Below are 26,429 nucleotides of genomic sequence, written 5' to 3' on the forward strand. Positions count from 1 at the left end.
GTCAACATCACTGTTTGCTGGGCCACCGTCTTCGCGGGCAAGCCCGCTCCCACAGGGGGGATCTGCGCTTATCCAGCCAAGTACCCTGTGATCACGGCACAAACTCCACCTTCAACCCCCGGCTCGCACTGCGGCCCTGATCATCGCTGACCCGCAACCGGTATTCGCCCGACTTGCCCGGCCGCCAGTTCAACGTGGTTTGCGGCGGGCCTTGGCCGATCAGCGTCTGGTCGGCAAACCAGTACAGCGTGGTTGCGTCGCTGGCCGCGTTGGCATTGAGCGGGATACTTTCCTGCGGCTGGGACAGTCGCAACTGGTAGCTCACCTGGGTCAGCGGCGAGCGAATCTGCGGCGCTTCGCTTTGGTCGCTGATGCGGTTGGGCTGGCAATTTTTCATTACATTAGGCGGCGTGCGCCGAGGCAAGCCGGCAGCGCGATACAGGCGCTGCACATCGCTTGGCCAGAATTCGAAGACTTCTTCATGGGTGTATTGCGCATCGAACGGCGGGCACGCGGCCTTGCCAGTGCGGGTGTCGATCAACACCGGGCGGTGCAGGTTCGACACACGAATCGGCGACACACCGGGGATGTACCAGGTCTTGCGGGTTTGCGGGCACCAGCGGTTGGGCAACTCACCGGAAGCGGCGCACACGTCGATGCGCACCAACCCGGCGGGTGGTTTGTCAGGTTTTATCACCACGTTGGGCAGCGCCAGCGGCAGGGCGTCAGCGATGCGAAAGAACAACGGCGCAGCGGTCTTGGCGCCGATAAACGCAGGGTTCGGTCGACCATCGAAATTACCCACCCACACCACCAGCACGTACGGCCCGACCAGACCCGCGCTCCACGCATCGTGAAAACCCCACGAGGTGCCGGTTTTCCACGCGGTGCGCCAATGGCGGCCCGGCAAGCCATCCGGCCGTGGGTTGCGGCGCAACATGTCGCGCACCATAAACGCGGCCTGCGGCGTGAGCAGTTGCGGTCCAGTGGATGGCGGCTGTTCCTGCAAATACCGTAACGGCCGCAGATGCCCGTCACCGGCCAGCATCACATACAGCCGCGCCAGCTCCTCGGGCGTCATCTCACCACCGCCGAGGGCCAATGCCAGGCCGTAATGGCTTTCGCCGCGCAGGCCCTGGATGCCGGCGCGTTGTAGCAAACCATACAGCGAGGGTGATTTGACTTGGCTGGCCAGCCACACCGCCGGGATATTGCGACTACGGATCAAAGCATCCCGCGCTGTCAGCGGCCCGCTAAAACTGCCGTCGAAATTTTCCGGCTGGAAGTAGCCGAAGTTGCTCGGCAAATCCTTGAGGATGCTCATGGGGTGGATCACACCCTGATCCAGCGCCAGCCCATACAGAAACGGCTTGAGGGTCGACCCCGGCGAGCGCCGTGCCAACACGCCGTTGACCTGCCCGTGAATGCTTGTGGATAAGTAATCCGCCGAGCCCACCAGCGCTTTTACGCTCTGGTCGCGGCTGTCGATCAGGATCGCTGTGGCGTTCTCCACGCCTGTGCTACGCCGCTCGGCGATAAAGCCGGTAATCAGGCGCTCAAGCAGTTGCTGAAGCGGCAGGTTGAGCGTGGTGTTCAACTCGTTGCCAGCCTGTGAAGCCAACAACTGTTCGCTCAGGTGCGGCGCCAGAAACGGGATTTGCTGACGGTTGCGTGCTTCCAGCGGCAAGTCCAGCAAGCTGTCGTTTCGTGGGTCGTGTGGATAAGTCTCGCGCCAGTCGGCCATCAAGCGCAGCCGCGCGTTTTGCAGCGAGGGCCCGAAGCGCGCGCGTCGCCCCGGTTGCTGGGGAATCACCGCCAGCGCCAGTGCTTCGGACAACGACAACTGTGCTGCCGATTTGCCAAAGTAAATGCGACTGGCCGCCTCGGCGCCTTCGATATTGCCGCCCATGGGCGCCAGGTTCAGGTAGGCCTCGAGGATGTCGTGCTTGCTGTAGCGCGCCTCCAGCCACAACGCCAAGGCCATCTGCTGCAACTTGCCCGGCACTTGGCGGGTGTTCAAATCCCACAAGCGCCGCGCCAGTTGCATGCTCAAGGTCGAACCGCCTTGGCGCTGGCCGCCGCTGTAGGTGGCCATGGCCGCGCGCAGCAACGCCGGGGGATTGATGCCCGGGTGCCAATAGAAATTGCGGTCTTCCTTGAGCAGCAACGCCTCGACCAGTGACGGCGACATGCGCGCAAGCGGCAGCCACAACCGGTATTGGCCGTCATCCGCCAACGTCATGCGCAGCAGCGCGCCGTCGTCGGCCAACACCACCCGCGACGAGGTAACGGCCTGTTCCAGCGGGGCGTGCGGCCACAACCGCAAGCCCACCAGTACTACCGCCGCTGCCAGCAGCGGCGTCAGGCGTTTAAGGCTTGGTAATTTCAAGCTGGCCTACTTTGCCGCGCCCTTGCAGGGTGGTTTCGTACATCCCTTCGGCGTAGGCCGGTGGCGTGTTGAAGGTGCCGGCGTTGGTAGCGCGCACGCGGTAGACGAAAGTGCCCACATCGCGTAGCGCGGTGCCGTACAACACCACCCGATCATCACGCACGTCCACGTAGTCCGGCTGCCAGTTGCTCAGTTCGGTTTCGCCGATAGGCGCCTGCCAGGCATCCGCTTCATCCCCGTCGGCGGTTTCCACGTACTCCGAATCGTCGCCTTCACTTTCATCGGCGCTGGCGGTTTCCGGCTCCGGCGGCAAGTTATACACAGGCTCGACGCCGCCGGGCAGCAGGTCGACCACGGCCACTTGCTGCACTTGGTCGCGGTCGGTCGCACGCAGGCGCAGACGCACCAGGAACTCATCGCCCACCGCCACTTTGCTCACCGGCTCGCCTTTGAGGTCGAGGTATTCGTGGATGATTTCCAGGCCATTGTTGATCGGCTTGAGCTTGGCGCCCTTGTCGAAACCGGCCTCGCTGAGCATGTAGAACGCGGCCGGGCCCTCGGTTTTTTCCATCACCAGTTTTTGCGTGGCACCCGGTACGGCGGCGCGCGGCGGCTGACCGGCCATTTCCAGCAGTTGCTGCTGCTTGTCGCCCAGCCAGGCGGTGGATTTGAGGGTCATGTCGCTTTGCGCGCGCTGGCCATAGTTGTCCAGGGCTCGCAGCAGCAGGGCGGCCGACAGCGAATTGTAACGTTGCTCGTTGAGACGCTTGCCGAGCTTATCCAGCAAGGCTGCTGGTACATCGTCCAGCAACTCAGGGAAGTGGCGTGCCAGCAGGTGCAGGTGTTCGGCGTCGTGCACCAGCGGGTCGTAATACAGGCCGTCGCTGTCCCACTTATCCACAAGGGAGCGCCATGGGATTTTGCGGAACAGCGTATCGGCCTGGCGGTCCTGCTTGAGCAGCTTGTAGCTGGCGGCCAGGTACGCGGCGCCCAGGTCGTTCTGCCAGGTGTCTTTGAAGTAACTCTCGTAGCGCTCGCGGATATCGCTCAAGGCGCCGCTCACCAGAATCCCCTGACGGCTCAGCAGGTAACTGGCGTAGGCACGGTTGCGCAATTCCGACAGGCCTTCGCTCGGGCCGTTGGCCAGGTCTGTCAGATAAGCATTGGCGCGCACCAGCAAATCTTCCGGCACCGGCAGCCCGCGTTCCTTGGCTTCGATCAGGAAGTCGGTGGCGTACAGGCTGGCATAAGGCGCCACATCCGGGTTGGCGGCCCACAAACCGAAACCACCGGCCTGGTTCTGGCGTTGGCGCAACATACGCACTGCGCTGGTGAAGGCTTGCTCGGCTTCTGGCGCCGTGCCGCCCCAGATCAACGCCGGCATGGCCTTGGACACCAATTGCTCGGTGCAGGCATAGCCGTAGTCGTCCAGGTAATGCTTGAGGCCGTTGGCCCACACCAGCGGCGAGGCCGCCACGCCCAGTTGCACGTCGCGCAGCTGGCTGAACAGCTCGCGCGTTGGCTTGAGCTCTTTGCTGGCGCTGTCGAAACGACCCAGGCTCAGGGCCACGCGGTGTTCGCTCAGTGGGCGGATCGAGGTGGTTTCTGCTACCTGGATGCGTTTGCCGTCTGGCAGCACGGCGATAAAGCGCAGGTCCGCCGAACCGAGGGTTTCGCCGACCTTGATCTTGAACTCGGCGGTGCCTTCCTTGCGCGGTTGCAATGACAAGGTGCTGCCTTTGTCGCCCTGCACGGTGAGGCCGTCGCTGGTCTGCACTTCAAACTTCACGTCGGCCGCCGCATCGAGGTTGCTGAACACGCCAGCGCTCACGTTGAACACATCCCCCGGGGCGACAAAAGCCGGTACGTTCGGTGTGATCACGATCGGCCCACGCACCTCGGTGTTGGCCTCGCTGACACCCACGCTGTCGGCATCCACCGCCACCGCAAACAGGTGCAGCTTGCCGTTGAAGCTGTCCGGCACCTGGTAATGCAACATCGTTTCACCGGCCGGCAGGTCCACCAGCCCGGACCACCAGGCCACGGGCGGCTGATGTTTACGCTTGAACGGGTTGAGGTGGTTGGCCAGGGCGCCTTCCGTATCGCCACCGGGCGCCGCCCCACTGAGCAAGCGGCTGAATTCCGGCAGGATCAGGTCAAGAATCTGACTGGTACCGACCTCCAGTGCGCGCTTCTGGAAGAAGAAACCCAACGGGTCCGGCGTCTGGTAGCGCGCGACTTGCAGGATGCCTTCGTCCACCGCGTAGACCACCGCGCGGCCTGGGCGGTCGGCGGTGACCTTGATGGCCAGGGTTTGCCCCGGCTCGATCTTCGCCGGGCCTTCCACCTTCAGCGCCATGCGCCGCGCATCGAGGTTGATGCTGAACGGCACCACGCCGTAGGACAGCGGGCTCATATAAACCTCGGACGAGCCAATGTCGCGCACAAACTGCACGTTGACGTAGGCATTGCCCTCAAGGCCTGCAGGCACGCGGATATGTTGCACGCTGTTGGTGCTGTCGGCCTTGAACCATTGCTGGGTGTAAACCTTGTCGCGCTCGATGGTGATCAAACCCGCGCCGGTGTACGGCGCGCGGATGCTGATCGCAATCTCATCGCCGGTGGCGTAGCTGCGTTTATCCAGGCGCAGCTGCAACTCGGCATTACGCTCCAGGGAGCGCGACGTGTTGCCACGTCCGGCCACGCTGTAGTCGATCTGGTTGAGCAGGTTGCCGTTGGCATCCTTGAGTTGCAGGGTGAAATCGCCCGGCGTACCGGTGTTCAGGGTCTGCTTGGCGCCGTCCTTGGTCATCGTCAATGGCGAGGCGGGCTGGCTGATGTTCTTGATGCGCGACTCGTATTTGTAGGTGCCATTGGACTGTTTCACCAGCACCGACACATAACGGTGCTCGACCACTTCACTGGTCAGGCCGTCCACCGCCACTGGCGTGAGGTCCGGCGCGACGGCCAGCCACTGCACCTGACGCGGGGCGTCCTTGGCGACGTACGACAGCGAATCCTGACTTTTCACACCGACCAGATACGGCGCGGACGACACCAGCAGCGCACTTTGCGCCGCCACATTACGCCCACCTTCAGCCTCGAACACCTGGGTCATAACCTGCAGGCGATAGGTGCTGTTGGCGAAGCGTTGCAGGTTAAGGTCGAGCACGGCCTGGCCGTTGTCGTCGACGGTGGTTTCGGCGAGGTCTTCGGTGCTGGCGTCTTCCAATGAGTTGTTGAGGCGGAAGCGGTAATCGGGATAACGGTCGAAGGCCGCAAGCGTCGGGCTCAAGGACATCTTCGCCGTCACCCTGCGGCCGGCGGCCGGAGCGCCGAACAAGTGCATTGCAGTGACTTTGGCCACCACCTGGTCCGGTGGAATCCAGCCCAATACGGGCGTGTCGTGCAGGCTCAGGCTGACCTTCATGCGGTCCGGCTCGAAATCGCGGACCTTGAAGCTGACACTGCCCAGGTCGGTGCGGGTGTTTTTCTCGCCAATCAACTGCAAGGTCGCGGTGTAATCGCCTGCGGGGGCGACGTCGCTGCTGGGGAAATCAAAGGTTTCAAAACCGCTGGTGGATAACTTCAGGGGTTGGCGAATCACTTCCAGGCCACGCGGGTCGGTGATTTGCAGCTCCACCGGCAGGCCTTGCAGGGCGCCTTTCCAGTTGCCGCTGCGCACGATCATGCCCAAGTGCGCGGTCTCGCCAGGGCGATACAGGCCGCGGTCGGTAAACAGGTAGGCGCTGAGGCGATCAATTGCGCCGTCTTCTTCCAAACCGCCTACGTCAAAGCGCGATAAATCCAGCTGCTGAGACTGGCGGACAATCGGCAGGAAGGACTGGTCATTGCCGCGAGTGACTACATACATCAGCGGCGTTTTCTCACGGCGCAGTTCATCCAGCTTGGCGAAATGCGCATGGCCTTCGGTGTCGGTGCGGCCACTGCTGACCGGCAGGCCGTTGCGACCAATGATGTCGACCTGTGCGTCGGCCACCGGCGAACCATTGCCGATCGACTGCACGTACACATCATGGCTGCCGTCGCTGGAACGCTTTGCGATGATGCCCAGGTCAGTCACCACGATAAAGCGCAGGTCGCTGGTGCTGCTGCGGTCGTATTCGAACGTGCGTTCTGCAGGGTCATCCTGAGGGCTGAGCTTGAGCACGAAAATGCCACGACGCCCGCCGTTGGCGGTGAGGTAGTGGCTCAGGTCGACGTTGTCGTAGACGGTTTTTGCCGGGTCATTGGACGACAGCGCAATATCCAGCGACTGACGCTCCACCATGCGGTCGAAGTATTCATTGCCGAAGTTCGGCCGGGCAAAGCTGCCGCTGCTCTGGTCCACCAGGTGTTGCAACTGGTTGGGTAACAGGCGGGCGATTTCCACGTGGGCGCCGGGCACGCCACGGGCCATGAAGCCCAGGCGTTTTTCGCCGTTGAGGCTCAGCAGCGCGCCGTTGGACAGGAACTGCAGCGTGCGCGGATACGCCGGCATGCTGATCAACGAGGCCGTAGGGTTTTTCGCCAGATAGCCGCCGATGGCTTCCAGGTTGGCGGGCACGCGCACATACAGCGCGCGACCGGCCGGGGCCTTGAACTTGAACGCGTGCAGGGTATTCAACGGCTCGACGCTGGGCACGTGGGTCAGGGCGACCTTGGTGCTGCGGGCCAGCAGGGCGTCGTCGATGTCGTTGCTGGTATAGGGGCGGGTGTCGTCCTGGGCTTTTTCCGGCAGCAGCCACGCCTGGACCTTACCGGCAATGGTGTCATCGGCCACGGCGCTGGAGCTGCTGAACATCAGCACCGGTTCCGGTTCACCGCGTTCATTGTCGACAAAGCTGACTTCGGCGCCGGTGAAGGTCAGGCGATAACGGCCGGGCACGGTGACTTCCGACACCAGCGGCGCGGTGCTGGCGTTGCCACCTTCGCGGGCCTTGATGCCTTCGTCGAGCCTGGCGCTGACCGGCGTGCTTTCCAGCGGCGTGGCGAGGGCGGCGGAGCGTACGTAGGCGTTGAGCTTGTTGTCGTCGAAGGTGATTTCCGGGCGGTTGGGCAACTGCGCGTCGCGGTAGGCCAGGCCTTTGCCGAGGCTCACAGACACGCGCTTGCGCAGGTTGTCTTCATCCACCGGGTGGGAAAAGTGGAAGGTCGCGACCAGCTGTTTCAGCGTCGGGTTGGACGGGTCTTGATACAGCTCGTTTTGTGCCAGGGTGGCGCGGAATGGCTGGGTGGAAAACTGGCTGCTGTACTGGCTGAGCAACACGCCGTCGGCCAGGAGGTTTTTCTTCGCCAGGTCCAGCGTGTAGTGGGCGTCTACTGGCCAGTCTTTTTCTGGCACGAACAGTAAAGTGTGGTCATCGGACCAGCGCCAGGCGCCTGCCACGGTGGGTTTGAGGGTGATGCCCTCAGTCACCGGTTTGCCAATCGCCGCCAAGGGGGCCACGGACTCGGCGAAACGCACCTGCAAGTTATCCACCACCGGCGGTTGCTGGGTGTAATCCGTCAGGTTTGGCTTGTGCAACGAATAACCAACGGTGTGCGGCTGCGGCAGGTTTGAATACCAGTGCCAGCCGTAGAATCCTGCGCCAGCCAGTAACACCAGGCCCAACACGCCGGCGCCGGCCTGGCGCGGATAGGCGCGAGCGTTGCGGCCAAGGTTCGCAAGGCCTCGGCCGATGGCGCGCAGCCAGAAAGGCGGCTGCCATTGGCCGAACAGGGCACTCACCACCGTGGTTAACAGGCCGAGAAAACGGCGACTGATCGCTTTCAACGCATCGAACATGGTGAGCATCCCTGGCTAAGTGCGGCGTATCTTACACGCGTCTTTGATACAAAAGATGACGTGAATAGGCCGCAAACGCTCAGGCGTGTTGCACAAAAGTGAGACGCACCGCAAAACCGATCAAAAGGCTGCCGAATAACCACTGCTGCAGGCGCTGCGCCGAGCGATTGCTGGCCAGCCAGCGGCTGATGCGCGCGCCGGCCAGGGCGTAGCAGCAGTCAAATGCGAAGCCCACCGTCACCAGCATCACCCCCAGCCATGCAAACTGCGCCGCCACCGGGCCGGCTTGCGGGTTGATGAATTGCGGCAGCAGCACCGAGCAGAACAGCAGGGCCTTTGGGTTGAGCAGGTTCGTCAGCAGTCCGCGTTGAAAGGCCATGCGCCAGGCATGGGCGGGTGGTGCGCCGTGAGAGGCGTCGAGCGATGGCAGCCCGTTGGCACGCAGGCATTGCACGCCCAGCCATAACAGGTAGGCCGCACCGCCCAGGCGCACCACGTCGAAGGTCCAGGGCGCCACCTTGAACAAGGTCGCCAGCCCCATGCCCGCCAACACCACATGGCAGGCCCGGGCGAGGCCCAGGCCGATGGCCGTGGTCAGCGCCAGCGCTTTGCCCTGGCGTGCGCCGGTTTGCAGCAACAGGATCATGTCCGGCCCCGGCAGCAGAAACGCCACCGAAAGTGCCATCAGAAATAGCCACAGCTCTGTCATGTTCCACCCCCTTGATGTATCGGCTGATTCTAGGAGGGAAGGCCGGGGCAGGTGCTTGCGTATTCAGCTTAAAAGGCGTCTATTCTTGGCACTGTCTGCCATTGATTAAGCGTGTGGCCATTCATTTATGCCAAATCTGAAACTTGATGCCTTTGACCGCAAGATTCTTGAAGCCCTGCAACGCGATGGGCGCCTGAGTAACGTGCAACTGGCGGATGAGATCGGCCTGTCTGCCTCACCCTGTTTGCGCCGTGTGAGGCTGCTGGAAGAAGCCGGCGTGATTCGCGGCTATCAAGCCACCCTGGACCGCGATGAAGTGGGCCTGGGCATGATGGTGTTCGTCGGCGTGAAGGTGGAGCGGCATAACGACACCGAGGCCAATGCCTTTCGCGAGGCGGTGACCGCATTGCCCGAGGTGATCTCGGCATTTCTGGTGTCGGGGGAGTCGGATTTTCTGTTGCAGGTGGTGGTGCCGGATTTGCGTGGGTACGAGCGGTTCGTCACCGGCAGCCTGTTGAAGCTGCCCGGCGTGCGGGATATCCGCAGCAACTTTGCGATCCAGACCGTGAAAACCCCAGGCGCCTTGCCGCTGGGGCATTTGCCAGGCTGAGCACTTGAAAACACCGCAAAACCACTGTGGGAGCTGGCTTGCCAGCTCCCACAGTTGATCCGCGTTGAGCTTGAGGTGGTATTTCTCAGGTCCACCAGTAGCGAACAAGGTGGAAGAAAATCGGCGCGGCAAAACACACCGAATCCAGCCGGTCCAGCATCCCGCCGTGCCCTTCGATCATATGGCCCCAATCTTTCACGCCTCGGTCGCGCTTGATCGCCGACATCACAATGCCGCCGGCAAAGCCGAGCAGGTTGATCAGCAGCGCGATCAAGAACGACTGCCACGGGTTGAACGGCGTGGTCCACCACAGCGCCGCGCCGATCAGGGATGACAGCAGAATCCCGCCGACGAAACCTTCGACGGTTTTGGACGGCGACAGGTTGGGCGCGATCTTGTGTTTGCCGAACAGCTTGCCACACACGTACTGCAGCACGTCCGACAGCTGCACCACAATCACCAGGTAGGCGATCAGCAACAGGTTGCGACCTTCGTAGCCAGGAATGTCGAGGGTCAGTAGGGCGGGGACGAAGGACACGCAGAACACTGCAATCATCAGGCCCCATTGCACCTTCGACGCGCGCTCCAGGAAGTGCGTGCTGTCGCCCCCCAGCGAAGCGAGGATCGGCAGCAGCAGGAACACGTACACCGGGATGAAGATCGAGAACAGCCCGTACCAATCGGAATAGATCAGCAGGTATTGCAGCGGCAAGGCCAGGTAGAACGCGGCCACCAGCGCCGGGTAGTCACTGCGCCGGGTCGGGGTGAGGGTGAGAAATTCGCGCAGGGCGTAGAACGACACCGCGTAGAACAGCAGGATCACCGCACCGGTGCCGAGCCAGAAGGCGATGCCGATCACCACGACCATCACCCACCAGGCATTGATACGGGCGTTGAGGTTGTCGACGACCGCATTTGGCGTACCGCGGGTGCGCAACTTGAGGATCAGGCCGATCAGCGAGGCGAGCACCAGGATGGCGCCGATCCCGCCGAACAACATCAGGGTTTGGCTATCCATGTCAGACATGCTCCGGGGCAAGGGCAAGCAGGGCGTCGCGGGTGCGGGCGAGGAAGGCGGCTTTGTCTTCGTTATCCTCCAATTGCAGGGGAGCACCAAAGCTGGTGGTGCACAGCAATGGCAGCGGCAGCACGCGCCCCTTGGGCATGACCCGGTTGAGGTTGGCGATCCACACGGGGATCAATTCGGCCTGTGGGTAACTTTTTGCCAGGTGGTACAGGCCGCTCTTGAAGGGCAGCAAGCCGTCTTCGAGATTGCGCGTGCCTTCGGGGAAGATAATCAGCGAGTCGCCACCTTCCAGGGCGGCAAGCATAGGCTGCAGTGGGTTATCCACAGGGTCTTTGCGCTCGCGGTCGATCAGCACGCCGTTGAACACGCGGTTGATGATGTAACGGCGCAGGGCGCTTTTGTTCCAGTAGTCGCTGCCGGCCACCGGACGCGTGAACGTGCGCAGGTTTTGCGGCAAGGATGCCCACACCAGCACGAAGTCGCCGTGGCTGCTGTGGTTGGCGAAATAGATGCGCTGCACCGGCACCGGCGCGCACCCCAGCCACAGGCTGCGGGCGCCGGTTACGGTGCGGGCCATTGAGGTAATCAGGGTGGCAACCACAGGTTCGAACATGGGGATTCCTTATCCGGCGAAAGGTAGCCAAGGGCTGGCGAGGATCACGGCCAGGGTCAGCAGCATTTGTGCGCCCAGCAGCCAGGCCTGCTTGCGCAGCAGTTTGAGGGCGCCGCGACGGCGTTCGGTCCAGGGCCGGCCGGCCCGCTTGGCCGATTGCAGGCCAAGGGTTTGCAGGGCCTGGTCGAGGTCGGGGGTGCGCTCGGTGTCGCGAGCGAGCAGCGCGAACAGGTCGGCATCGAAGGCGACGCGCAGCGCCCAGTACTTTTGCAGCAGCCCGAGGACAATCATCCACAGGCTGAGCAGCAGGCAGATTGGCGCGACACTCGCCATCAGCAGTTGGGCCAGGCCGAAAAGCACGCCGAGCAGCGTCAGGCCTGTGGATAACTGATCCAGCGAGCGACCACGGCGCAGCAGGCTTGCGACCACCTGGAGTTCCATATCAGCGGGCATGGGCTAAACCCTCCAAAGCTTCGCGGTGAGCGGGGTGCAGGACCACATGGGCCCGCGCTGTACGAATAATAGCCAGTGCCTCGTCCACGGTTGTGGCACGCCCACTGTGCAGCAGCCAGGCAGCAACGGCCGTGGCGCTGCGTGAGTAACCGAGGGCGCAGCACACCAGTAATGGCCCGCTTGCGCGCAGGCGTTCAATGGCTTGGGCGGCTTGCAGGCATTCGGCGGGTGTCGGCGCAATCAAGTCCAGCACGGGGACGCACGCATAAGCGCGGCCCTGTGGATTAATCGGCAATTCGGCGCACAAATCGACGATCGCCTTGAATGAACCTTGCTCGCGTGCGGCGGGTATTCGACCGAGCCAGACGTTATCCACAATCAGGTCAGGCTGTGGATGCTTGCGTGTCCACAGGCGTGAGTTGAGCCACGCGGTCGCAAGGTAGGGCGCATACAGCCAGCGCGCGGCAGGCGTCAGCGTGCCGTCGAGCCGTTTTTGAAAGCCCGGCGCGCCGAGTACCAAGTAATTGGCCTTGATCAAACCCAGAGAAACCGCCGGCCACAGCAGCCATAGCCACCAACCGCCGAGTGTTAACGCGACAATCACCAATGCCAGCGCGCCCAGGCCGTAGCGCACGCCCAGCCGCCAGCGTTTTCGATCCCGCGTAAGCCGCGCATTCAACAGCGGGCTCGGGTGCTCCAGCGGCCACAGCCACACGCATAGCCAGCCGGCGAGGGCGCCTGTGGGTAAGTCGATAAAGTGATGTTGATAAGTGGTCAGCACCGAAATACCGATCAACGCGAACCACCCGTGCACCACACAGCGCCAGAAGCCCTGGCTGTGGCGCTGGTACATGATCCACAGAATCACCAGCAGCGCGATATGCAGCGACGGTGCCTGATTAAACGGTTTGTCGAAGCCTGCCAGCACGGCAAACAGCCAGCCGAATACGCCATCCAGCGCCGGCCGTTCAAAGGTGAACCGCAGCGGCCAGATCAGGAAGCAGCTCACGGCAATCACCTGGGCGGTCAGCAGGCGCAGCGCGTGTTGTTTGAGTTCATGGCGGCTAGTGGGCAGCAGCAGCGAGAAGCCGTAGAGCAGGTCGATGGACCAGTAGGGCACGATGGTCCAGGCCCAGAACGGCATATGGGTTTCCCAGCCGAACACCAGCGTGCCGACGTCGCTGCGCTGGCTGGTGACCCAGGTGGCAAAGCCGTAGGTGCTGAAAAACAGCGGCGCCAACAGCAGCAACCACAGGACCGCAGGTTTCAATAAACCGGGTTCGCGCATGCTCAGATCTTCTGTGCCAGAGACACCGTGAAAATGCCCCATTCGTCCACACGCTGAGTGATCTTGCGAAAACCTGCGGCCTCGACCAGTTGATCCATTTCTGCCTGGCTGCGACGGCGCATCACCCAGGCCTGGCCCTGACGATGGCTGGTCAGCGCGCGGGCGATCAGTTCCAGCTGCGGGTGCCACGGCTGCCCGGTGTACACCAGGTAACCGCCGGGCTCCACGGCTTCGGCAAGGCCGGCCAGCGAACCGCCGACCATGGCGTTATCGGCAAACAATTCATACAGCCCGGACACCACCGCCAAGGTCGGCTTGGGGTCGAGCGCCGCCAGGTCCGCGCGATCAAACGCATCGCCTTTGACGAACTGCGCGATATCCCCCAGGCCTTTTTCGCGAATCAGCGCGCCACCGTCGCGCACGTTGATGTCGCAGTAGTCGCGCAGCAGGATCGACTCCGGCAGCGGCGATACGCCCTGTAAGGCTTCGAGAATGTAGCGGCCATGGCCCGCAGCGATGTCGACAATGCGCACCTGGCGATCATCGCTGCGCAATTTGGTCATGGCCAGGCGCAACAGCTCTTCGACATTCAGCTTGCGCTGGCGAATGCCACGCCAGCCGATGGAGTTGAGGTAGTTGGTGTCGATCATCCGCCCCAGCCCGCCTTTGCCGGTGGGCTTGTTGCGGTACACATAATCCAGTGTGCTGCCGGAATCGAAGCCGGTGTCAAAGCCCAGTTTCACACCGTCCGAGAGGTTCTTGCCCAGGTCCATGCTGGCGCGGGTCATGCGCCAGTAGAGGTCGCGCAAAGAGTTGCGCGGCAGCGGCGCGGCCAGGGATTCGGACTCGGCGCAGGTGGCGCCCAGCTTGTCGGCGTCGAGCAATGAGGCGCGGTCCAGCGGGTGCGCAAAGTTCTGCAGGATAAAGCGCCTGGCGCTGCTCACGGCCACGGCACGGTCGCGTTCACCGAGGGTGTCGTGGAAGAAGCCGGGCAGGATGTGCAGTTCTTTTTTCACGCTGCCCAGGCGGTCGAAAAATTGCTGCTGGGGTTTGCGGTGCACCACAAAGTCCGAGCCGGAGATCAGCAGCTGGGTCGGCACCTGGATCGCCTGGGCATCGGCGACAACGCGGTCGGCAGCTTCGTACAGGCCGAGCAGCACATTCACCGAGATCGCCTTGGTGATCAGCGGGTCGCTGTCGTAGGACGCGACACGCTCGGGGTCATGGCTGAGGAACTTGGCCTTGACGTAGCTGTTAACGAAAAAGTTGCCGCGAAATGTGCGCATCAGCGCCAGGCCTGGCCGCGCGAATGGCACGTAGAGCTTGACCTTGAACGCCGGGGAGGCGAGCACCAGTGCGCGGATTTTCGGCGCGTAATCGTGCACCCACGTGGCTGCGATCACCGCGCCGACGCTCTGGGCGATCACCGCGCAATTGTCTTCTTCGACGCCGTAAGTGGCACCGATGTGGTCTCGAAAGGTTTGCACGTCGCGGGCACTGGTGGCGAAGCTTGGGCTGTCGCCGCGCGCGCCGGGCGACTGGCCGTGGCCACGGGCGTCCCAGGCAAAGAAGTCGAAGTGCGGCAGGTCCAGTTCATCGACCAGGTGGGCAATGCGCCCCGAATGCTCGTGGCCGCGATGGAACAGCAGGATCGCCTTGCGCGGCTCGTCGCCAAGCGGCGCAGTGGCCGGCCAGTGCCGGTAGAAAAGCTCGACGCCATCGTGGGTACTGAAGCTGTGCTCTTGCTGTTCACGCATCGCAAATTCCTTATGCAGAAGGGGACGTCGTTTCTTTGAGACCCTGGCGCACGCGGTTGACTAAGGTGTAGGCGAGCAGCGCCGCCACCAGCCACATCACCGCGTTGACCCAACCCGCGCCAAGCCAGCCCAGCGCCACGCCGGTGGCCAATACGCCGAGTACAAACGCGCGATCACTCTTGCCCATCGGCCCGTCGTAGCGCCGCGACGCCCCGACCATTGGGCCGAGCACCCCGGCGTATTCGCTGAACACCGCCAGCAACGTGACCAGCAGCACTGGCGCCAGGCTCACGCCGGGAATCAGCGCAAAGGGCAGGATCAACGCGCTGTCGGCGATCACGTCGCACAATTCATTGAGGTAGGCGCCCAACCGCGACTGCTGGCCGAATTCCCGGGCGAGCATGCCGTCGATGGCGTTAAGAGCCATGCGCAGGATCATCCACAACGGGATCAGGGCAAACAGCCAGAGGTGTTGGGCAAAGCCTGCGATGAGCAGGCCGACCAGCAAGGACACCACGCCGGCCAGCACGGTGATCTGGTTGGCCGTGGTGCCGTTGTCGTAGAGGCGCTGCACGAGTGGGCGCAATAAGTTTTGAAAACGCGGTTTGAGCTGATAGATCGAAATCATGGGAGGTGACGCTTCCTTGTCCGTTTACCCGCGAAAAACTGTTTTGGAGTGTGCCGATTAATCGGCGGCTGCACCAGTGATGGCTCGTGTTTATGGGGGGTTAGTCACGGTCTCGAAGGTAATGACGTACGAATGTGACAGGGGGCTTGCTCCCGATAGTGGTGGGGCCGTCAGCTGATCTGTTGCTGATACACCGTCATCGGGGGCAAGCCCCCTCCCACAGGGATTCTCGGTAGGGTTCAACCAGGGTGTTTTCGAACGAAAATTTCACGCCGCGTGTTATATCGTAACGAATTGTGTACAAACGGGCGTGAGTGGATGCAAGTGGATCTAGAAGCTGACGGCGCTTCGGTTGAAGGCTTGCCGCGTTTTCAGCAGGGGCTGTTTCATGCGCGTCGATTGCGCCAGGCCGGCATCAGCCTGACGGCGCTGGCCGTTTGCGCTTGGGTGCTGGCATTGTTTGTCGCCCTGTTTGCGCCGCTGTCGATCTGGCCGGTGGTGCTGATCAACTGCGCGTCGGCCTTGCTGGTGTTGGTGGCCGGCTTGCAATCGGCGTGGTGGGTCGCCGATTGGCGGGCGCAGGCGCTGGAAGAGCCGACGGTGGAATTGATCGAGCCGCGGCTTGAAGACACGGGCGGGTACGCGCGGTTTGCCGGACGTTTCGGCAGCAGCCTGCTGGCGCAGATTGGCGCGCCGGTGCTGTGGTTGAGTGGCTGGTCGTTGCTGGCATTGCTGAGCATTGTCGAATTCTGGAACCTGGCACTGCCCGCTGCAGCCGTGGGGCAATCGGCAAGCATTGGCGCCGCGCTGGGGCTGGCATTGGCCTTTGGTTTGCTGGTGTTCGAGCGCCGCCTGGCGCAGGAAACGGCTGCGCAATGGCCGGAAGCCTCACAGCTGGCGCAATTAAGCCGGGTGGCGATTGCGTGCCTGGTGGTCAGCGCGATCTGCCTGCTGTTTGCTGGCGCGCAATCTGTATGGCCCCTGCGCCTGGCCGTGTTGATCGGCCTGCTGCCGGGGCTGGTTGCCGTGGAGTTTTTGCTCAGGGCCGTACTGTCGCTGTTCAGCCCAAGCCAGCCGCGCCTCGAACCACGCTTGATGGCGCAAAGCTTTATTGCCGGTTTGCTGCGTTGGCCGCCACAACCCTTGCAGGCGCTGCAGCATGAGTTGCACAACCGCTTCGGTATCGATTTGCGCCAGATCTGGGCGTTTACCTACATGCGCCGGGCATTCCTGCCGGTGCTGCTGGTGGTATTGGCCGTAGGCTGGGCGCTGACCGGCGTGCACGAAGTGCCCCTGCAAGGCCGTGGGATTTATGAACGCTTCGGCAAACCAGTGGCGGTGTTCGGCCCTGGCCTGCATGCCGGATTGCCGTGGCCGTTGGGCCGCGTCATCGCTATCGAAAATGGCGTGGTGCATGAACTCGCTACCAGCGTCAGCGAGGCGGCCACACCGGAGCTGGCCGCCGCCGAAGGCCCGGCGCCGACGATCGCCAACCGGTTGTGGGACGCCAGCCATGTGAATGACAAATCCCAAGTGATCGCCAGCAGCAGCGGCGACAAGCAGAGCTTCCAGATCGTCAATATGGACGTGCGGTTCGTCTACCGCATTGGCCTGACCGATCAGGCGGCGCTGGCCGCCACCTATAACAGCGCGGATGTGCCGACGCTGATTCGCAGCACCGCCAGCCGCATCCTGGTGCACGACTTTGCCTCGCGCACGCTCGACGAATTGCTCGGTGAGCAACGCACCCAACTGGCCGACGAAATCGGCCGCTCGGTGCAGGCGGACTTGCAGAAACTCAACAGCGGCGTGGAGATTCTGGCCACGGTGGTCGAAGCGATTCACCCACCGGCTGGCGCTGCCAATGCCTACCACGCCGTGCAGGCTGCGCAGATCGGCGCCCAGGCGCTGATCTCCCGCGAACGCGGCGCTGCCAGCGAACAGACCAACCAGGCCTTGCTGCAGGCCAGCACTGCTCGCGATCAGGCCTTGGCCACCGCGCGCGAAGTGAATGCTGGCGCGCAAGCGGCCGACCTGCGGTTCAGCGCCGAACAAAAGGCCTACGCCACCGCCGGCCAGGCATTCGTGCTGGAACAGTACCTCGGCCAACTCAGCCAAGGCCTGGCCCACGCCAAGCTGCTTATTCTGGATCACCGCCTGGGCGCCGACGGCGCACCGACGATTGATCTGCGTTCTTTTACCTTGCCGGCCGACCCTAGGGCGCCGCGTAAAGCCGTTCAATAAGGAGTCTGTCTGTTGAGCGCTCATTCTCACGATCATGGTCATCATCACGGCCACCACCATCACCACCACGGTGATGAACAAGCCGCTGGCCCGTTTCCTTGGCGGCGCATGGCCTGGGCGGTGTTGCTGGTGCTGTTTGCGGTGGCGGCCGCCAGCCTGGTGCAGGTGCGTTCCGGCGAAGCCACGGTGATTACGCGGTTCGGCAACCCGTCGCGGGTGCTGCTGGAGCCAGGCCTGGGCTGGCGCTGGCCGGCGCCGTTCGAAGCGGCGATCCCGGTGGACCTGCGCCTGCGCACCACCTCCAGCGGTTTGCAGGACGTGGGCACCCGCGACGGCTTGCGGATTATCGTGCAGGCCTACGTGGCGTGGCAGGTGCAGGGCGATGCCGACAATGTGCAGCGTTTTATGCGCGCGGTGCAGAACCAGCCGGATGAAGCGGCGCGGCAGATTCGCACCTTCGTCGGCTCGGCGCTGGAGACCACTGCGGCCAGCTTTGACCTGTCCAGCCTGGTCAACACCGACGCCAGCCAAGTGCGCATCGCTGAGTTTGAGGCACAGTTGCGCCAGCAGATTGATCAACAATTGCTCACCACTTATGGCGTGCGCGTGGCGCAAGTCGGCGTTGAACGCCTGACCCTGCCGTCGGTCACCCTCACCGCCACCGTTGACCGCATGCGCGCCGAGCGCGAGACCATCGCCACCGAACGCACCGCCGTGGGCAAACGTGAAGCGGCGCAGATTCGCTCCGCCGCCGAACGTGATGCGCGCATCGTGCAGGCCGATGCCACGGTGAAGGCCGCCGATATCGAGGCGCAGTCGCGGGTCGAAGCGGCGCAGATCTATGGCCGTGCCTACGCCGGCAATCCGCAGCTGTACAACCTGCTGCGCTCGCTGGACACCTTGGGCACGGTGGTGACGCCGGGCACCAAAATCATCCTGCGCACTGACGCCGCGCCGTTCCGCGCACTGGTGGACGGGCCGAAGGATGTTCAGCCATGAGTGAGCGTGACAGCCCGGACAGCCCATGGATCCAGGCCGGGCGCCTGACCTTCCTGGCGCTGTACGCGGTGACGGTGTTGGCGGCGTTGGCCTGGGCGTTTTCCAATGTGCGCCAGATCGACCCGCAGAACCGCGCCGTGGTGTTGCACTTCGGCGCGCTGGACCGTATTCAAAACGCCGGCCTTTTATTGGCGTGGCCGCAGCCGTTCGAGCAGGTGGTATTGCTGCCGGCAGCCGACCGTGTGATTGAGCGTCGGGTGGAGAACCTGCTGCGCTCCGACGCGGCGACCCAGGCCGACCGCGTGGCCACCTTTGCCGCGCCGTTGAGCGACGCGCTGGCAGGCTCCGGTTACTTGCTGACCGGCGACGCCGGTGTGGTGCAGCTGGATGTGCGGGTGTTCTACAAGGTCACCGAACCCTACGCGTTCGTGCTGCAGGGCGAGCACGTGCTGCCGGCGCTGGATCGCCTGGTGACGCGCAGCGCTGTGGCGCTGGCGGCGGCGCGCGACCTGGACACCATTCTGGTGGCGCGCCCGGAATTGATCGGCAGCGATAACGGCGCCGCCGAACGCCGTGAGCGACTGCGCGGCGATCTGGTGCAAGGCATCAATAAACGCTTGGCAGACTTGGCCTCCACCGGTTTGGGGTTGGGCATCGAAGTGACGCGTGTCGATGTGCAATCAAGCCTGCCGGGCCCGGCGGTGAATGCCTTCAACGCAGTGCTGACGGCCAGCCAACAAGCCGATAAAGCCGTGGCCAATGCGCGCACCGACGCGGAAAAACTCACCCAAGCCGCCAATCAGGAGGCTGACCGAGTCGTACAAGTGGCCCACGCCCAAGCCAGCGAACGCCTGGCCAATGCCCAAGCGCAAACGGCCACCGTCGCCAGCCTGGCCCAGGTCAAAGACCCAGGCCTCATGCTGCGTCTGTATCGCGAACGCTTGCCGAAGATTCTCGGCCAGGCCGGTTCGGTGACCACGGTCGATCCCAAAGACGACTCCCGCTTGATCATCCAGGGAGCCGAACAATGAGCGCGCCTATGTTGACGTCCGCCGAGCAGCGCAGTGCTGCCCGGCAATTGACCCTGGCCATGTTGGCCTTGGGCTTGCTGGTATTGGGTTTGGTGTGGCGCTGGCTGGCGCCGGACCAGAACGGTGTCAGCCAACTGCTGCTCGGCGTCGCTTCCTTGCTGGTGGCCGTGCCGGTGATGCGTTCGGCCTGGTACAGCCTGCGTTACCCGAGCCTGCATGGCATCACCGACCAATTGATCGCCCTGGCGATGATCGGCGCGTGGGCCACGGGCGATCTGCTGACGGCTGCATTGCTGCCGATCATCATGATTTTCGGCCACGTGCTGGAAGAGCGCAGCGTGATTGGCTCCCAGGAAGCGATTCATGCCCTGGGCAAACTGACCCGCAGCCATGCGCGGTTGGTGCAGGCCGACGGCAGCATTGTGGAAGTGGATAACGGCACGCTGAACAGTGGCGATATCGTCGAAGTGCGTGCCGGTGATCGCGTGCCGGCCGATGGTGTGGTGCTGTCGGGCCAGGCGAGCCTGGACACGGCGCCGATCACCGGTGAGTCGGTGCCGCTGGAGGCCAGCGTGGGCGTGCAGGTGTTTGGTGGCGCGATCAACCTCGACGGCTTGCTGCGCCTGGAAGTGACGCGCACCGGTAACGAATCGACCCTGGGCAAAGTCATTGCGCTGATGCAGAACGCCGAACGTTCCAAGCCGCCGATCACGCGGCTGCTGGAGCGTTACGCCGGCAGTTATATGGTGCTGGTGTTGCTGCTGGCGGCGGTGACCTGGTTTGTGACCAATGACGCCCAGGCGATGTTGGCCGTGCTGGTAGCGGCGTGCCCGTGCGCCTTGGTGCTGTCCGCCCCGGCCACGGCGATTGCCGGGATTGCAGTGGCGGCGCGGCACGGAATTTTGATTCGCAGCTCGGCATTTCTCGAGGAGTTGGCGGACCTGACCTCGCTGGTTGTGGATAAGACCGGCACGCTGACGTTTGGCACCCTGCGTTTGCAATCCATCGACACCACGGCGCCGGATCGGCAGGTGTTGTTGAATCTTGCCGCCAGCCTGGGTTCGGCCAGCAGCCACCCGGTCAGCCGTGCGTTGGCGGGGCTGGCAACGCAGGAACAAATGCTGGGGCTGACGGATATTCGCGAACGCCAGGGCCTGGGCGTGGTGGCGCAGACCGAGCAGGGCGAAGCGGCCTTGGGGCGCCCGGAATTGTTCGAGCAATTGGGCATCGTGACCACCCGCGTCCCTGATCATGACGGCCCGATTGCCGGTCTGGCGCTGAACGGCCAGTTCCTCGCCTGGCTGCTGCTCGCCGACAGCGTCAAGCCGGAAGCGCGCCAGGCCCTGCAGGAGCTACGCGACTTGGGCCTGGGCCGCCAACTGCTGCTGACCGGTGACCGTCAAAGCGTGGCCGACAGCCTGGCGCTGGATGTCGGTATCAGCGACGTCGAAGCCCAGGCACTGCCGGAAGACAAGCTCAACCGCGTGCTCGGGGAAATCGGCAGTGGCTTTCGGCCAATGGTCGTCGGCGATGGCATCAATGACTCGCTGGCGCTCAAGGCGGGCGTGGTCGGTGTGGCAATGGGCGCGGGCGGTGCGGACATCGCGCTGGCGTCGGCGGATGTGGTGTTGATCGGCAGCGACCTGCGGCGCCTGGGCACGTGTGTGCGCTTGAGTCGCCAGTGCCGCCACACGTTGCAGGTCAACGTGATCATCGGGTTGGGCTGGACGCTGGCTATTGTGGTGTTTGCCGCGTTTGGCTGGCTGGGTGCGGCCGGCGCCATGATTGCGGCGGTGTTGCATAACTTGAGCACCCTGCTGGTACTGGGCAATGCCGGGCGTTTGCTGCGCTTTCAGGAGCCACTTTTGAAGCTTGAAGAATAATTTCAGAAATATCTGCATACAGCTGTAACGCCGATAAGGGTCCTCACTCTAGTGGTATGTCGAGACTGAACACTCCGTTCAGACCGGCACCCCTACCGATCATGAGGACTCTAAAAATGAACTTCAAATCCGCTGCTGCTGGTGCCGCCCTTGCGATGGCCGCCGCTACCCTGTTTGCTGGTGTTGTGACCCAGGCTCAAGCCGCTGACACGGCTGTGCACTGCTACGGTATCAACGCGTGCAAAGGCCAGAACGACTGCAAAACCAAGGACCATGCTTGCAAAGGTCAGGGTTCTTGCAAAGGCCAGGGCTTCATCGCCAAGCCCTCCGCTGCTGCCTGCATGAAGGCTGGCGGCACCGTCGGCGAGTAACCGGCACCGAGTGCACCCGCAGCGGACGCCCCCCACCGCTGCGGACACTTTGCCCTGGAGTGAGTCATGTCCGCGTCCCTTCCAAGTCTGGGTTACGGCCTGGGTTTACGCAGTGAGTACTACCAGCAGATCCTTGAACAATCGCCGGCCGTGGATTGGTTTGAAGTGATCTCCGAGAATTATCTGGTCCAGGGCGGTAAAGCCTTGTACTACCTGGATGCGATTGCCGAGCGCTATCCCCTGGTGATGCACGGTGTGTCCCTGTCCATCGGCGGGCCGCATGCCCTCGATATCGATTACCTGAAACACATCAAGCAGCTCGCCGAGCGCATCCAGCCGGCGTGGGTTTCCGATCACCTGTGCTGGAGCCGCGGCAACGCCCATCAGCTGCATGACCTGCTGCCGCTGCCCTACACCGAAGAAAGTCTCTACCACGTGGCCGGCCGCGTGCGCCAAGTGCAAGACGTATTGCAGCGTCCGCTGGTGCTGGAAAACGTTTCCAGCTATGTGCGTTCCAAGGCCGACGAATTCACCGAGTGGGAATTCCTCAGGGCCCTGGCCCACCTGACCGGCTGCCAGCTGTTGTTGGACGTGAACAATGTGTATGTCAGCTCGCGTAACCACGGCTTCGACGCCTGGACGTTTATCCGCAGCCTGCCGCCTGAAAGCATCCGCCAACTGCACTTGGCCGGGCATAGGGATTACGGCGACTACGTGGTCGATACCCATGATCACCCGGTGTGCGATCCGGTGTGGGCGCTGTATCAACAGACGCTGGAGCTGTTGGGGCCGGTCTCGACATTGCTGGAGCGCGATGACCATTTCCCGCCGTTCGAAGAGCTGCTCGCCGAGTTGAGCAAGGCCCGTGAACTGGGCGCCAGTGCGTTGGCCAGGAGGGCGTTATGCGCCTGATCGACTGGCAGTTGGCGTTTGAGCAGCATCTATTGTCCGAAAGCTCGGTGGCCAACAGTGGGTTTGCCGCGACCTTGCTGGGCGGGCCGACTCTGGATGTGGACACGGGCCTAGCGATTTACCACAACGCCTATGTGTCGCGGCTTCAGGAAGTGTTGCGGCATGACTTCGGCGCCATCCGCTATTGGCTGGGTGACGACGAGTTTGCATTACTGACGGACGCCTATGTGCGCCGCTATCCGTCGGCCCATTACAGCCTGCGTTGGCTGGGCGAGCGGTTCCCGGCGTTTCTCGTCGAGCATCTGGTGCAAGAGCACAGCGCGCCGCTGGCCGAGTTGGCGCGGTTGGAGTGGGCGTTTACCTTGGCGTTCGATGCGCCGCAGGGTGAGCCGCTGGGTGTGAATGACATGGCGCAGCTGGCCCCCGAAAACTGGCCGGGTTTGCAGGTAGGCCTGGCGCCTTCGGTGCAACAGGTGCTGTGTCAGTTCAATAGCGTGGCGATTTGGCGGGCCAGCAAGGATGAGTCGGATTTCCCTGACAGCCAGGCGCTGGAGCTGGCGCAGATGTGCCTGGTGTGGCGTCACCAGAATGTGTGCCATTACCGCAGCCTTGAGCCGGCTGAAGCTTGTGCGCTGGCGGGCATGGTGACCACCGGCTGGAATTTTTCAGAACTGTGCACAGGGTTGGCAGTCACTTATGGAGAGGGGGCGCCACTGCAAGCGGTGACCTGGCTGAAACAGTGGATCCAGGACGGTTTGCTCGAGCATCGAGCCTCATAGTTAAGTGCTATCAAATCGATAGCCTCCTACTTTGTCTTCGGATGGTCTACCCTCACTCCAGACGTCTGAAACAAGGGGGGACTACTCATGCTCGCGCAACTTCCACCGGCCTTACAGAATCTCAAGCTACCGCTGCGTCTTCGACTCTGGGACGGCCATGAATTTAACCTGGGTCCCGAGCCCAGTGTGACGATCGTGGTAAAGGACCCCACGGTCGTTTCCAGCCTGACTCATCCAACGCTGGACTCATTGGGCGAAGCCTTCGTCGAGGGCAGACTGGAGCTGGAAGGCTCCATCAGCGAAGTAATCCGAGTATGCGACGAGCTGAGTCACGCCCTGATTGAAGACGACGAGGAGAGTCGTCCGGTACGCTCGATCCACGACAAGGCCACTGATGCCGCGGCCATTTCCTACCATTACGACCTGTCCAACGAGTTCTACCAGCTGTGGCTGGATCAGGACATGGCGTACTCCTGCGGTTATTTCGAAACCGGCAGCGAATCCATCGATCAAGCCCAACAAGACAAATTTCGCCACCTGTGCCGCAAGTTGCGGCTGCAGCCAGGCGAGTATTTGCTCGACGTCGGCTGTGGGTGGGGTGGGTTGGCGCGTTTTGCGGCGCGCGAGTTCGGCGTCAAAGTGTTTGGGATCACGCTGAGCAAAGAACAGTTGGCGCTGGCCCGTGAACGGGTCAAGGCCGAGGGGCTGGAAGACCAGGTAGACCTGCAACTGCTCGACTACCGCGATCTGCCGCAGGACGGTCGTTTCGACAAGGTGGTGAGCGTGGGCATGTTTGAGCACGTCGGCCACGCCAACCTGGCGGAGTACTGCAAGGTGCTGTTTGGCGCCGTGCGCGAAGGCGGCCTGGTGATGAACCACGGCATCACCGCCAAGCACACCGACGGTCGCCCCGTAGGCCGTGGCGCCGGCGATTTTATCGAGCGATATGTGTTCCCCAACGGCGAGCTGCCGCACCTGGCGATGATGACGGCGGAAATCAGTGAGGTCGGGCTGGAAGTGGTCGACGTCGAAAGCCTGCGCCTGCATTACGCGCGTACCCTGGACCATTGGAGTGAACGCCTGGAAGACAACCTCGAAGCGGCCGCCAAGATGGTGCCGGAGCAAGCGTTGCGGATCTGGCGGCTGTACCTGGCCGGGTGCGCGTATGCGTTTGCGCGGGGCTGGATCAACTTGCACCAGATATTGGCAGTGAAGCCTCACGCTGATGGCAGCCATGAACTGCCGTGGACGCGGGAAGATATTTACCGCTGATCTTCAGCACACTGCAGATCAAAAAACTGTGGGAGCTGGCTTGCCTGCGATGGCGGTGTATCAGGACCAGATGGGTCGACTGATACACCGCTTTCGCAGGCAAGCCAGCTCCCACATTTGTTTGTGTGTTGGTTGTTAGAGAATGGGTGAAATAAGCCTGGCCACCCGCATGCCCAGCTGTTGCAGGCGGCGGGTCTCGCGGCTTTCTTCGTGGCTGACTTCATGCGCTTGTGCGAAGTCATCCAGCAGCATCTGCTCCACCTGGCTGGCAAACGCTTCATCGACCGTCAGCAACATCACTTCAAAATTCAGCCGGAACGAACGGTTGTCCATGTTCGCACTGCCGATTGCGCTGATTTCGCTGTCCACCAGCACCACTTTCTGATGCAGGAAGCCCGGCTTGTAGCGGAACACGCGCACGCCAGCGCGTACGGCTTCGATGGCGTAGAGGCTGGAGGCGGCGTAGACGATACGGTGATCAGGCCGCGACGGCAGCAGCAGGCGCACATCGACCCCGCGCAAAACCGCCAGGCGCAGGGCGGCGAACACTGCTTCATCGGGTACGAAATACGGGCTGGTGATCCACACGCGCTCGGTCGCGGCATGGATAGCCTCGACGAAAAACAGCGAGCAGGTTTCATACGGATCGGCCGGGCCGCTGGCGAGCAATTGGCAGAGCACGCCGTCTTCGGGATAAGCGTCAGGCAGGATCAGCGGCGGCAGCTCGCGCGCGGCCCAGAACCAGTCTTCGGCAAACGACTCCTGCAGGCACGCCACCACCGGGCCGGTAACCTGCACGTGGGTGTCGCGCCACGGCGCCAGTGGCGGTTTTTTGCCCAAGTATTCATCGCCGACGTTATGCCCGCCGACAAAGCCGGTGAGGCCGTCGACCACCACGATTTTTCGGTGGTTACGAAAGTTGACCTGGAACCGATTGAGCCAGCCGCTGCGGGTGGCGAACGCTTTGACTTTGACCCCGGCGTCGCGCAGCGACTGCACATAGCTGTGGGGCAGGGCGTGGCTACCGATGCGGTCGTAGAGCACGTGAATATCTACACCTTCGGCAGCTTTTTCCTTCAGCAGGGCGTGCAACTGCCTGCCAAGATCGTCGTCATGAATGATAAAAAACTGGAACAGCACCGCCGTCTTAGCCTGGCGAATCGCCGCGAAAATCGCGCTGAACGTGGCATCGCCATTAATCAGCAAGCGCACGTCATTGTTGGCCAGGCACGGCATGCGGCCCAATTTGGGCATGGCGCGCAAGGACGCATAGGCGTGGGAGTTGCGCGCTGTCAGGGCTTCTTCGACCCACGGGCGCCAGTTCAGCGCGGTGATGGCGGTGTGCATTTCCTGGTTGGCCTGGCGACGCGCCTGGATGTACGCGTCAAAGGTGCTGCGGCCGAAGATGAGGTAGGGAATCAGCGTCAGGTAAGGCATGAACATCAGCGACAAGGCCCAGGCGATCGAGCCTTGGGCGGTCCTGACGGTCAGCACCGCGTGGATCGCGGCGAGCGTCCCGAGAAAATGCAGCGTGGCAATGAAGTAGGCGAGCAGGTGCGGGCCAAAAAAATCCATGAACGACATCACTCCAGGCAATCCAGTGCCCTAACAGACCATGTTCGACGACGAATGTCGCTATTTTATTTGCCGTGCAACACTGGCGCCTTTGCAGCGTC

19 protein-coding genes are annotated in these 26,429 nt (G+C 62.7%); 9 read left to right on the forward strand and 10 right to left on the reverse strand.

All coding sequences use genetic code 11. The features are described 5' to 3' along the window. Positions 1–91: 91 nt before the first annotated feature. The 3 genes from pbpC to ACP7B3_RS09565 all read right to left on the reverse strand — a co-directional run bounded on the left by pbpC (position 92) and on the right by ACP7B3_RS09565 (position 8,886). Positions 92–2,389, reverse strand: a complete 2,298-nt coding sequence (pbpC, locus tag ACP7B3_RS09555) for a penicillin-binding protein 1C (RefSeq protein WP_426178699.1) — start codon at positions 2,387–2,389, stop codon at positions 92–94. Further along, positions 2,370–8,177 (reverse strand): MG2 domain-containing protein, encoded by a 5,808-nt coding sequence (locus tag ACP7B3_RS09560; protein ID WP_426178700.1) that lies wholly within the window; start codon positions 8,175–8,177, stop codon positions 2,370–2,372. The genes pbpC and ACP7B3_RS09560 overlap by 20 nt, the downstream gene beginning before the upstream one ends. A 79-nt stretch (positions 8,178–8,256) precedes the next feature. After that, the gene (locus ACP7B3_RS09565; protein WP_426178701.1) at positions 8,257–8,886 is read right to left on the reverse strand and encodes a LysE family translocator; all 630 of its coding nucleotides are present in this window, start codon (positions 8,884–8,886) and stop codon (positions 8,257–8,259) included. Positions 8,887–9,022: 136 nt separating this feature from the next. Here ACP7B3_RS09565 and ACP7B3_RS09570 point away from each other — a divergent pair, with 136 nt between their 5' ends. Beyond that, positions 9,023–9,496 carry an Lrp/AsnC family transcriptional regulator gene (locus ACP7B3_RS09570; protein ID WP_025854407.1) on the forward strand — a complete coding sequence of 158 codons (474 nt, stop codon included), beginning with the start codon at positions 9,023–9,025 and terminating at the stop codon, positions 9,494–9,496. An 85-nt stretch (positions 9,497–9,581) separates the two neighbouring features. Here ACP7B3_RS09570 and ACP7B3_RS09575 read toward each other — a convergent pair whose 3' ends face one another. Genes ACP7B3_RS09575 through ACP7B3_RS09600 form a run of 6 tightly spaced genes read right to left on the reverse strand, consistent with a single transcriptional unit; the run spans position 9,582 to position 15,262 of the window. Continuing rightward, the gene (locus tag ACP7B3_RS09575; protein WP_106575956.1) at positions 9,582–10,514 is read right to left on the reverse strand and encodes a phosphatidate cytidylyltransferase; all 933 of its coding nucleotides are present in this window, start codon (positions 10,512–10,514) and stop codon (positions 9,582–9,584) included. Position 10,515: 1 nt separating this feature from the next. Further along, on the reverse strand, positions 10,516–11,136 hold the full coding sequence (locus tag ACP7B3_RS09580; protein WP_145158377.1) for a lysophospholipid acyltransferase family protein: 621 nt from the start codon (positions 11,134–11,136) through the stop codon (positions 10,516–10,518). A 9-nt stretch (positions 11,137–11,145) separates the two neighbouring features. Then, entirely contained in the window at positions 11,146–11,589 is a 444-nt protein-coding gene (locus tag ACP7B3_RS09585; RefSeq protein WP_242201278.1) for a hypothetical protein, read from the reverse strand. Further along, positions 11,579–12,877 carry a phosphatase PAP2/dual specificity phosphatase family protein gene (locus ACP7B3_RS09590; RefSeq protein ID WP_426178702.1) on the reverse strand — a complete coding sequence of 433 codons (1,299 nt, stop codon included), beginning with the start codon at positions 12,875–12,877 and terminating at the stop codon, positions 11,579–11,581. The genes ACP7B3_RS09585 and ACP7B3_RS09590 overlap by 11 nt, the downstream gene beginning before the upstream one ends. 2 nt (positions 12,878–12,879) lie before the next feature. Next, positions 12,880–14,634 (reverse strand): bifunctional alpha/beta hydrolase/class I SAM-dependent methyltransferase, encoded by a 1,755-nt coding sequence (locus tag ACP7B3_RS09595; protein WP_426178703.1) that lies wholly within the window; start codon positions 14,632–14,634, stop codon positions 12,880–12,882. Between the two features lie 10 nt (positions 14,635–14,644). Beyond that, the gene (locus ACP7B3_RS09600) at positions 14,645–15,262 is read right to left on the reverse strand and encodes a CDP-alcohol phosphatidyltransferase family protein (protein ID WP_145158369.1); all 618 of its coding nucleotides are present in this window, start codon (positions 15,260–15,262) and stop codon (positions 14,645–14,647) included. Between the two features lie 318 nt (positions 15,263–15,580). On the opposite strand from ACP7B3_RS09600, the gene hflK (ACP7B3_RS09605) reads away from it, so the two are divergent. The 8 genes from hflK (ACP7B3_RS09605) (at position 15,581) to cfaB (ending at position 24,753) form a co-directional block, all read left to right on the forward strand. Further along, positions 15,581–17,506 carry a protease modulator HflK gene (hflK, locus tag ACP7B3_RS09605; RefSeq protein ID WP_426178704.1) on the forward strand — a complete coding sequence of 642 codons (1,926 nt, stop codon included), beginning with the start codon at positions 15,581–15,583 and terminating at the stop codon, positions 17,504–17,506. A 9-nt stretch (positions 17,507–17,515) separates the two neighbouring features. After that, on the forward strand, positions 17,516–18,505 hold the full coding sequence (hflC, locus tag ACP7B3_RS09610) for a protease modulator HflC (protein WP_242201298.1): 990 nt from the start codon (positions 17,516–17,518) through the stop codon (positions 18,503–18,505). Continuing rightward, positions 18,502–19,536, forward strand: a complete 1,035-nt coding sequence (hflK, locus tag ACP7B3_RS09615; RefSeq protein WP_169367886.1) for a protease modulator HflK — start codon at positions 18,502–18,504, stop codon at positions 19,534–19,536. Before hflC ends, hflK (ACP7B3_RS09615) begins: the two co-directional genes overlap by 4 nt. Then, positions 19,533–21,419, forward strand: coding sequence for a cation-translocating P-type ATPase (locus ACP7B3_RS09620; protein WP_404486064.1), 1,887 nt, complete (start codon positions 19,533–19,535; stop codon positions 21,417–21,419). Before hflK (ACP7B3_RS09615) ends, ACP7B3_RS09620 begins: the two co-directional genes overlap by 4 nt. 116 nt (positions 21,420–21,535) lie before the next feature. Continuing rightward, positions 21,536–21,790 (forward strand): hypothetical protein, encoded by a 255-nt coding sequence (locus ACP7B3_RS09625; RefSeq protein ID WP_426178705.1) that lies wholly within the window; start codon positions 21,536–21,538, stop codon positions 21,788–21,790. Between the two features lie 66 nt (positions 21,791–21,856). Continuing rightward, positions 21,857–22,702, forward strand: coding sequence for a DUF692 domain-containing protein (locus ACP7B3_RS09630; RefSeq protein WP_242201265.1), 846 nt, complete (start codon positions 21,857–21,859; stop codon positions 22,700–22,702). Beyond that, positions 22,693–23,481 carry an HvfC/BufC family peptide modification chaperone gene (locus tag ACP7B3_RS09635; RefSeq protein WP_416364707.1) on the forward strand — a complete coding sequence of 263 codons (789 nt, stop codon included), beginning with the start codon at positions 22,693–22,695 and terminating at the stop codon, positions 23,479–23,481. The genes ACP7B3_RS09630 and ACP7B3_RS09635 overlap by 10 nt, the downstream gene beginning before the upstream one ends. A gap of 87 nt (positions 23,482–23,568) precedes the next feature. Then, positions 23,569–24,753: a C17 cyclopropane fatty acid synthase CfaB gene (gene cfaB / locus ACP7B3_RS09640; RefSeq protein WP_145158346.1), complete on the forward strand. Its 1,185-nt coding sequence runs from the start codon at positions 23,569–23,571 to the stop codon at positions 24,751–24,753. A 135-nt stretch (positions 24,754–24,888) separates the two neighbouring features. Here cfaB and cls read toward each other — a convergent pair whose 3' ends face one another. Beyond that, positions 24,889–26,328 (reverse strand): cardiolipin synthase, encoded by a 1,440-nt coding sequence (cls, locus tag ACP7B3_RS09645; RefSeq protein WP_145158343.1) that lies wholly within the window; start codon positions 26,326–26,328, stop codon positions 24,889–24,891. Between the last annotated feature and the right edge of the window lie 101 nt (positions 26,329–26,429).

The sequence above is a fragment of the Pseudomonas sp. TWRC1-2 genome, assembly GCF_049896685.1.
Taxonomy (GTDB): Bacteria; Pseudomonadota; Gammaproteobacteria; order Pseudomonadales; family Pseudomonadaceae; genus Aquipseudomonas.